A 7,437-nucleotide genomic window follows, 5' to 3' on the forward strand; every position below is an offset into this window, starting at 1 on the left:
CGAAAGGCTTCCTTACTACCGCACTACGCTTAGCCCAACCGTTGGCAACAACCTAAAAACATCATCGTAAAATTTATATTATGGTAATAAACGAACTACAAATCTCTAAAGTTGATATAGAATCAGATGATGTAGAAAATATTGATTCTTCGGTCTATGGAGATGAATTAATCAGCTATCTAACTGAGTTGTTTGAAATTGTAATATCTGGTAGCAGTGGTCGACGTTTCGAATTTGACCGTAAAACAACCGAAGTTAGAGCTCAGATAACTAGATTAAATAACTCTGAGGATTTCATTGACATTACAAATATAATTGCCAATAGATTATTGAAAAGTGAATCTGAGGCACAGGTGCAAATGGATAAACTAGATGTTACTATTCTCAAAGGAATTGTAGTACAAGCGGTTATCGATGATGATTCTGTTGAAAAATTTATTATTTGCAAAGCTGACCACAATGATTTTTTGGACGATGTAAACTATGAACTCAAAAGAGGCTTACCAGTAAAGAAAAAAGCATTCAAGGCTTTTGTATGCGAAATGAATAATCAAGATGAAGTTGAGGAGGTTTTAGTATATGATACAAACCCAAAAGATACTAAATATTGGTGGAGTGATTTTTTAGAACTTTCAAAAGTTTTTACTGATGAATACAATACTGAAAAGGCATTCAACGCAATTGACAAAGGTGTTTTCAATAGAATTAAGAAAAAACATCCACAAGATTACACATATTTAAGAAATAGTACCGTAAAATATTTTCGTTCAAGCGATAGCTTCGAAATGAATGATTTTTTAGATAATGGGATTGGAAATTATGAACCTTACGATGCAGAATTAGATATCGAAAATCTAAAAAGTAAAATAAGGGATTTGCCATCTAAAAAACGGGCACCATTTGATAATCAGTTTACAATTGTAAAAGAAAAAGTGAAAGCTAGATTTAAGAATACAGTTAAATTAACAGAACAAATTAATCTTGAAATAAAACAAGATGTTCCAGAAAACGCAATCTTAGCTCACGAAGATCCTGATGGTAGTAAATATGTAAAAATCAGGTCTGATGAGGGCTATAAATATTTTAAAAAAAATAACATTCAAAATTAATGCGTTTCATCGAAACATTTTTATCTAATATCTTCTCTGAGGTCAAAATTCTTAGGGAAAAAGAAGATGACAGTACTTTTGAGGTTGATTATTCAGCAAAATCTCTCATTACAGATAATTTGGATGATTTTGATAACTCTTCTAATTTTTCCATTAACAATGATACATTTAATTGCACAGTCACAATTGGCAACTCAGAACCAATAACACTTAATTCTCAAGATTTCAATATTGCAAACTTCCTTGAAGAACTGAACGAAGAATTCATTCATCAAGAAGATGAAAAAATAAATATTAAGATATTAATCCAAAAACAGCTTGTAAATTCAACTCGTAATATTTATGACTTTAAACTATTCACTAAAACCATAAATGCATTAAATGCTAGCCAATTTTTTTCAGTTTTCACTAGAGCTTTTTCAAATGGTTCAGTGCTAACTTTCAATACTATTGGATTAGAAAAGCCAATTAATACAACATCTATTTTTTTTGTACCTATCAATAACACCGAGTTTAACGAACCAACGTTATCTAGAAAGTCTGTTATTTCCAAATTAAATACAGTTTGTCATTATGATAATGTTGACAGTCATTTCTTATCACCTGCTGATTTCAGTTTTGAAGATAAAATATCTGTTGATAATGTTTTATTAGAAATATTTGATTTTTACTCTAACGTTTTATCAATAATTTACCTATTCGACATTACATCATTAAATGGTGATATTTTAGACTATAAAATTAACGGCTACAAATCTTTTAAAGGTTCAATAGACTTATCTAATATTAAGCTTAGTTATATTCAACAGTATTTTCCAATCTTCAAATGGGTATATGATAGTGGAAATCTTAATGATAAGATTGGCTTATCTAGAAATATTATTACTCTACATCTAAATAAAAGTGAAGAATTCAAGCTAGACAAAAATGTTTATCAATCTATCCAATCTAGTTATAAAGTTTACGAGAAAGATAATATTAAACAATATGTAGAAGTAAGAAACAAAATCTCAGACCAATTACTGGACTTTAATAATAAAGCAACCAAAATAGTAGAATCCTTTGCAAGTGGATTTCAAAAAAGCTCATTGGCATTAATTAGTTTCTATATTTCTACAATAGTCATTAGAGTTCTAAGCAAAGGAGATTTTATAAATGTATTCACTTTAGATGCTATAATATTATCTACCGCATTTATAATTGGTTCAGTGATTTATTATTTTGTATCACGTTGGGAAATAAAAGTTCAACGAGCAAGATTTGTAAAGAGCTATGAAAATCTTAAAGATCGTTATTTAGATTTATTAGACCAGAACGATATTAATAGAATCTTAAACAACGATTCTGATTACATTGATAATCTGTCCTTTATTGATAAAAAAAAGAGAATTTACAGCATCCTTTGGTTTTCAATTTTGACTTTATTGTTCTGTGCTTCGATGATATTGTATTTGTTATATAACGTTTCAGATATAACAGATACGGAGTTATATAAAAAAATCTCTGAATGGATAAACAATTGAAAAAAGGCAGTTGCCAACAATGTATATAAAAAATAGCGCGAGCAGTTGCAAACACAAAGGTTCGGGCACTTTTTCGAGGTCGCCAAATTTTTAAATTTGGCTATTTGAGAAAAGAAAGATAAATAGAAAAATTTAAAAATTCGGCTCGAGTACAACCGAAAGGATAGCGCACTTTTTCAGCGCTACTTTTCATATACTCGACCGTTGTACTCAAGTTGACAAAAGTGATTGAAAAACTTAAAACTTTAAATTTTATAATTGTTATAGGAATAATAGCTTGTTATTTTCTGGGTTTTTTTAACCCATTAATTTTTGGAGTTTATTTTATTCTGAATGGACTTTTTTCTTTAATTCTATTCGCAGGAAATAAAAAACCTTTATGGATTGGAATAACAAGTGGATTTGAATACGGAATGAAAAAATTGTTGAAGAGCCACTACAATAGGTATTTGAATCTAACTAGTGGAATTATTTGTCTAGTTTTTGGATTTTTAATGATCCGTCATTATTACGGTTAAAAACCTGAGTACAACAACACCTATAATTAATTGCGGGCGGATTTTCCCTTCGGAAAATCCACACATATTTAGTATGTTTAGTCTACGGGCCGAAATCCTGTCGGATTTCACACCGCAACTAATCATAGCCAGAACGTTGTAAGTAATGCCGAAAAACCCAGAAACCGAATGAAAAAGACAATATTTGAAATTACCAAAATGGACTGTCCTTCAGAGGAAAATCTAATCCGAATGAAATTAGATGGAATTTCAAGCATTGCGAATTTGGACTTTGATATTCCGAATCGAAAATTGACCGTTTTTCACAGCGGAGAAATTGACCAAATCGAAAAGTCAGTTATCGAACTAAATTTAGGTGGAAAGAAAATCTCGACTAAACAAACCGACCAAACGGAATTTAAAGAAAACAAAAACCAAAAAAAGCTACTTTGGTCTGTACTCGTTATAAATTTTGCGTTTTTTATAATCGAAATGACAACAGGAATTATCTCAAAATCTATGGGACTTGTTGCCGATAGTTTAGATATGCTTGCGGACAGTTTTGTTTACGGAATTAGTTTGTTTGCGGTTGGCGGAACAGTAATAAAGAAAAAACGGATTGCCAAACTTGCTGGATATTTTCAAATAATACTTGCGATTATTGGATTTGTAGAAGTTTTAAGAAGATTTTTCGGAGACGAGAAACTTCCCGATTTTTCGACAATGATTATCGTTTCGATTTTCGCACTTATCGCAAACGGAATTTGTCTTTATATTTTGCAAAAGTCAAAAAGTAAAGAAGAAGCACATATGAAAGCGAGTATGATTTTCACCTCGAATGACGTGATTATAAATTTAGGAGTAATAATTGCAGGAATTTTAGTGCATTATTTGAGTTCTAATAAACCTGATTTGATTATTGGAACAATCGTTTTTATATTGGTAATTCAAGGAGCGTTTAGGATTTTGAAATTAAGTAAGTGAATGAAAAAAGCACTACTTACAACAAAGAACTGAGGTAAATAACAAACAAATTCTTCCTTAATTTGAGACAATATTATTCTAGGCCCTTAGATTCTAAAATCAGATTCTTCGGGCTTTTTCTATTCAATTTAACTTCTATTTATCTAGGCAATATGGAAACGTAAGTTTCATCAAATGGCCTACCTGATTTCGCAATGGCAAAGGACTGTTTGAGCAATTTGTTGGCCACCGCTATCAATGCCAGTTTTTTGCTTTTCCCTTTTTTTACGATCCGCTCATAAACTTCCTTGCAGGCCTTGTTATGCTTACAAGCATTGAAGGAACATAGAAATAATAGATTCCGAAGCTTTCTATTGCCGACCTTGCTTATACGTGCACGACCTCTTACACTACTGCCGGATTCCCTAATGGTCGGCGTTATGCCAACATAGCTACAAAGCTGTGAGGCCGTTTCGAACTTGCTAAAACCATCGGTTACCACTATTAGAAATAATGCGGTCTTTTGTCCTATTCCCGGTATGGATGTCAACAAGGTCAATTGCTCTTGTTGGTCCTCTTTTACCAATGATAGAATCTTTGATTCGATAGCCGTCACCTCCTTATTCAGCTGCTTCTTGTTACGTACCAGGGAACGATAAACAAACTTTGAGGGTATACCCAAAACAGCTTCTCCATGGATTTTGTTCTTGGTTGCCGTACGTTGTTTTAAATATGTATCCAATAACCGGAACAACTGTAAACACTCACTTTGAACATCCGTCAAGGCATTGTAAATAGGAACCTCATTAATTAAAGCATAGTCACATATAGCCTTGGCATCGCTCTTGTCGGTCTTTACCTTGGCCAGTTTCATTTGAATAAAACGCTTTATCGACAATGGGTTTACAACGGATACGATTACCCCGTTTTTGTAAAGGAACTGTGCAAGTCTGTAATGATAGTAACCGGTAGCTTCCATAACGACCAATGAACCTTGAGGTAATTCCTTAAGATATTTCTTGAATCCCGTTTCATCGTTCCTGTACCGGTCGTGGCCCTTGTTACTGCCATGTACGTCAAAGACATCCTTACTGATGTCGACTCCAAAAGTTTCTTTATATTTATTCATAGGAAATGGTTTATGAAAGAACTAGCTACTGGTATCACAACAACTTGAAAACGAGATCAAGGTCTCACAGAACTGAACGTGATTTGAGTAGTAAAAGAGAGAGGATTATCAATGTTGTCGAAGTCTAAAGCTTCACCGTGTATAGTAACCTTAATTCTCTCTTTTGTTCTTTCTAGTTATATCAACAATTTACTGAGAATCAAACTTAAGCCGTATATAGCTCATAGCTGGGCAGTTGCTTAATCGAAGTTTAGGCATATTTGCGAAGTCCGCCAAATTTTTTAATTTGACTTATTGAGAAAAAAAGGTAATAAGAAAATTAAAAAATCCGGCTAGTGCTTAACCGAAAAAAATATTGATAATTTGCACGCTACGAGCCATATACAAGACCGTTAGCCACAATAGAAAAACGAAATGAGTCAATTAGATAAAATCAACATATCTCTAAAAGGAATAGGACAATATCTTAAGCTGAAAGGTTTGATGGTTCCTAAATATCAACGTGACTACGCATGGGAAGTTAAGCATGTCAATGACTTGTTAGTTGATATATCCAACGCACTTCAAAATGAGGAGAAGGAGTATTTCATTGGATCAATTGTTGTCAAAAATAACGAAAATAAAAGATCTGAAGTGGTAGACGGACAACAACGACTAGCTACTATAACGATAATTATCAATAGCATTAAGAAAATATTTGAAAAGGAAGGAAACGAAAAAAAGGCTAACCAAATATCTAATGATTTCTTAATGACTCATGAGCTAAGGACTGAAGAAGATGTGCCACGGCTTATCTTAAATGATAATGACCATGACTTCTTCTTTAATCATGTTCTAAATGATTTACCAAACACAAGTACTAAAAAAGGAACCAGATTAAGTCATCAAAAGTTATTAGATGCGAAGCAAACAATTGATGACAAACTGACCCAAATATTGGAAGCCAATAATCAAAACTCTGATATACTGATAGATTGGATTCTTTACATTGAAAACAACGTGAAAGTCATTTGGGTTGAAGTTCCTGACTATTCAAACGCCTTTACAATATTTGAAACTCTCAACGATCGAGGACTCGATTTAGCAATATCCGACTTACTTAAAAACTATCTTTTTCATAAATCCGCAAGTGCAATCAAACAAGCCCAGCAAAATTGGATTACAATGGTAAGTGTACTTGAAGCAGCAGATAACAATTCAACTGTAGTTCCATACATAAAATATCTGTGGGCTTCCTATTATGGAAACGTTCGAGAAAAAGAGCTTTATACCAAAATAAAGGACACGATCAAGACCAAGACCAAGGCTCTTGAGTTTTCAAATCAACTTTCAGACAATTCTAATCTTTATACTGCACTTCTTTATTCTGATCACCAATATTGGTCTGACTTCTCTACAGCAACAAGAAGAAACATTAGTACTATAAATGTACTAGGAATGGTTCAAATAAGACCTTTATTGCTTGCTATGCTTCCAAAGTTTGACAAAAGGGAATCAGAGAAGTCTTTGTATTCCATACTATCCTTAATTGTTCGATTAATTGTTTCAGGAACCTTAAGTAGCGGTGTATTTGAAAGACATTTTTCAATTACCGCTATGAAGGTTAGAAATGGAGAAATCTCAAACCAGAGTGAGCTTTTAGATGCTTTAAAAAGTATTACCCCAAGTGACGAGCGATTCAAAGAAGCCTTTGAAACATTCACAATTTCAAACTCATCTATTGCTAAATATCTACTATCAACTTTGGAAAACTATCGAAGGAATGACCAAGGCTCAGAACTTATTCCAAATAATGATGAGACCATTGTAAATCTCGAACATGTGCTTCCTAAAAAATTGAATGACGATTGGGCAGGCTTTGATGAGGACGAGCATAAACTCTACTTTAAAAGATTGGGTAACATGACAATCTTGAATTCAAGAAAGAACTCTAGAATTGGAAATAAGAGCTTTGCAGAAAAGACACCAATTTACTCAGAGTCAGAGTTTATAATAACTACTGAAATAGCGGCTAATTCAACTTGGACTAAAGAATTGATTAACGGCAGACAGAAACAACTCAGTTTTGATGCTATTAAGTGTTGGAAAATGAAATGAAATACTGTGGCTAATCGAGTAGACGGGTCCGCCCCTAGTTAGGAACGGACTGCGCCTCTCACACCACCGTGCGTACGGGTCTCGTACACGGCGGTTCGTTATATCAGAACTTTACACTA

The 7,437-nt window shown here is 33.1% G+C and carries 5 protein-coding genes; 4 read left to right on the top strand and 1 reads right to left on the bottom strand.

Features of this window, described 5'->3' with window-relative positions; all coding sequences use genetic code 11:
• Nucleotides 1–80 precede the first annotated feature (80 nt).
• The 3 genes from PP182_RS08830 (at nt 81) to PP182_RS08840 (ending at nt 4,113) form a co-directional block, all read left to right on the top strand.
• Nucleotides 81–1,109, top strand: a complete 1,029-nt coding sequence (locus PP182_RS08830) for a nucleoid-associated protein (protein WP_272650886.1) — start codon at nt 81–83, stop codon at nt 1,107–1,109.
• Nucleotides 1,109–2,632, top strand: a complete 1,524-nt coding sequence (locus tag PP182_RS08835; protein ID WP_272650887.1) for a hypothetical protein — start codon at nt 1,109–1,111, stop codon at nt 2,630–2,632. The genes PP182_RS08830 and PP182_RS08835 overlap by 1 nt, the downstream gene beginning before the upstream one ends.
• A gap of 686 nt (nt 2,633–3,318) precedes the next feature.
• The gene (locus PP182_RS08840; RefSeq protein WP_034894726.1) at nt 3,319–4,113 is read left to right on the top strand and encodes a cation transporter; all 795 of its coding nucleotides are present in this window, start codon (nt 3,319–3,321) and stop codon (nt 4,111–4,113) included.
• 139 nt (nt 4,114–4,252) lie between these two features.
• Here PP182_RS08840 and PP182_RS08845 read toward each other — a convergent pair whose 3' ends face one another.
• Entirely contained in the window at nt 4,253–5,221 is a 969-nt protein-coding gene (locus PP182_RS08845; protein ID WP_272650888.1) for an IS110 family transposase, read from the bottom strand.
• Nucleotides 5,222–5,635: 414 nt separating this feature from the next.
• Between PP182_RS08845 and PP182_RS08850 the strand changes: the two genes are divergently transcribed.
• Nucleotides 5,636–7,318 (top strand): DUF262 domain-containing protein, encoded by a 1,683-nt coding sequence (locus tag PP182_RS08850; protein WP_272650889.1) that lies wholly within the window; start codon nt 5,636–5,638, stop codon nt 7,316–7,318.
• Nucleotides 7,319–7,437: the final 119 nt, after the last annotated feature.

It is taken from the genome of Maribacter sp. PR1, from assembly GCF_028464145.1.
Classification (GTDB): Bacteria; Bacteroidota; Bacteroidia; order Flavobacteriales; family Flavobacteriaceae; genus Maribacter.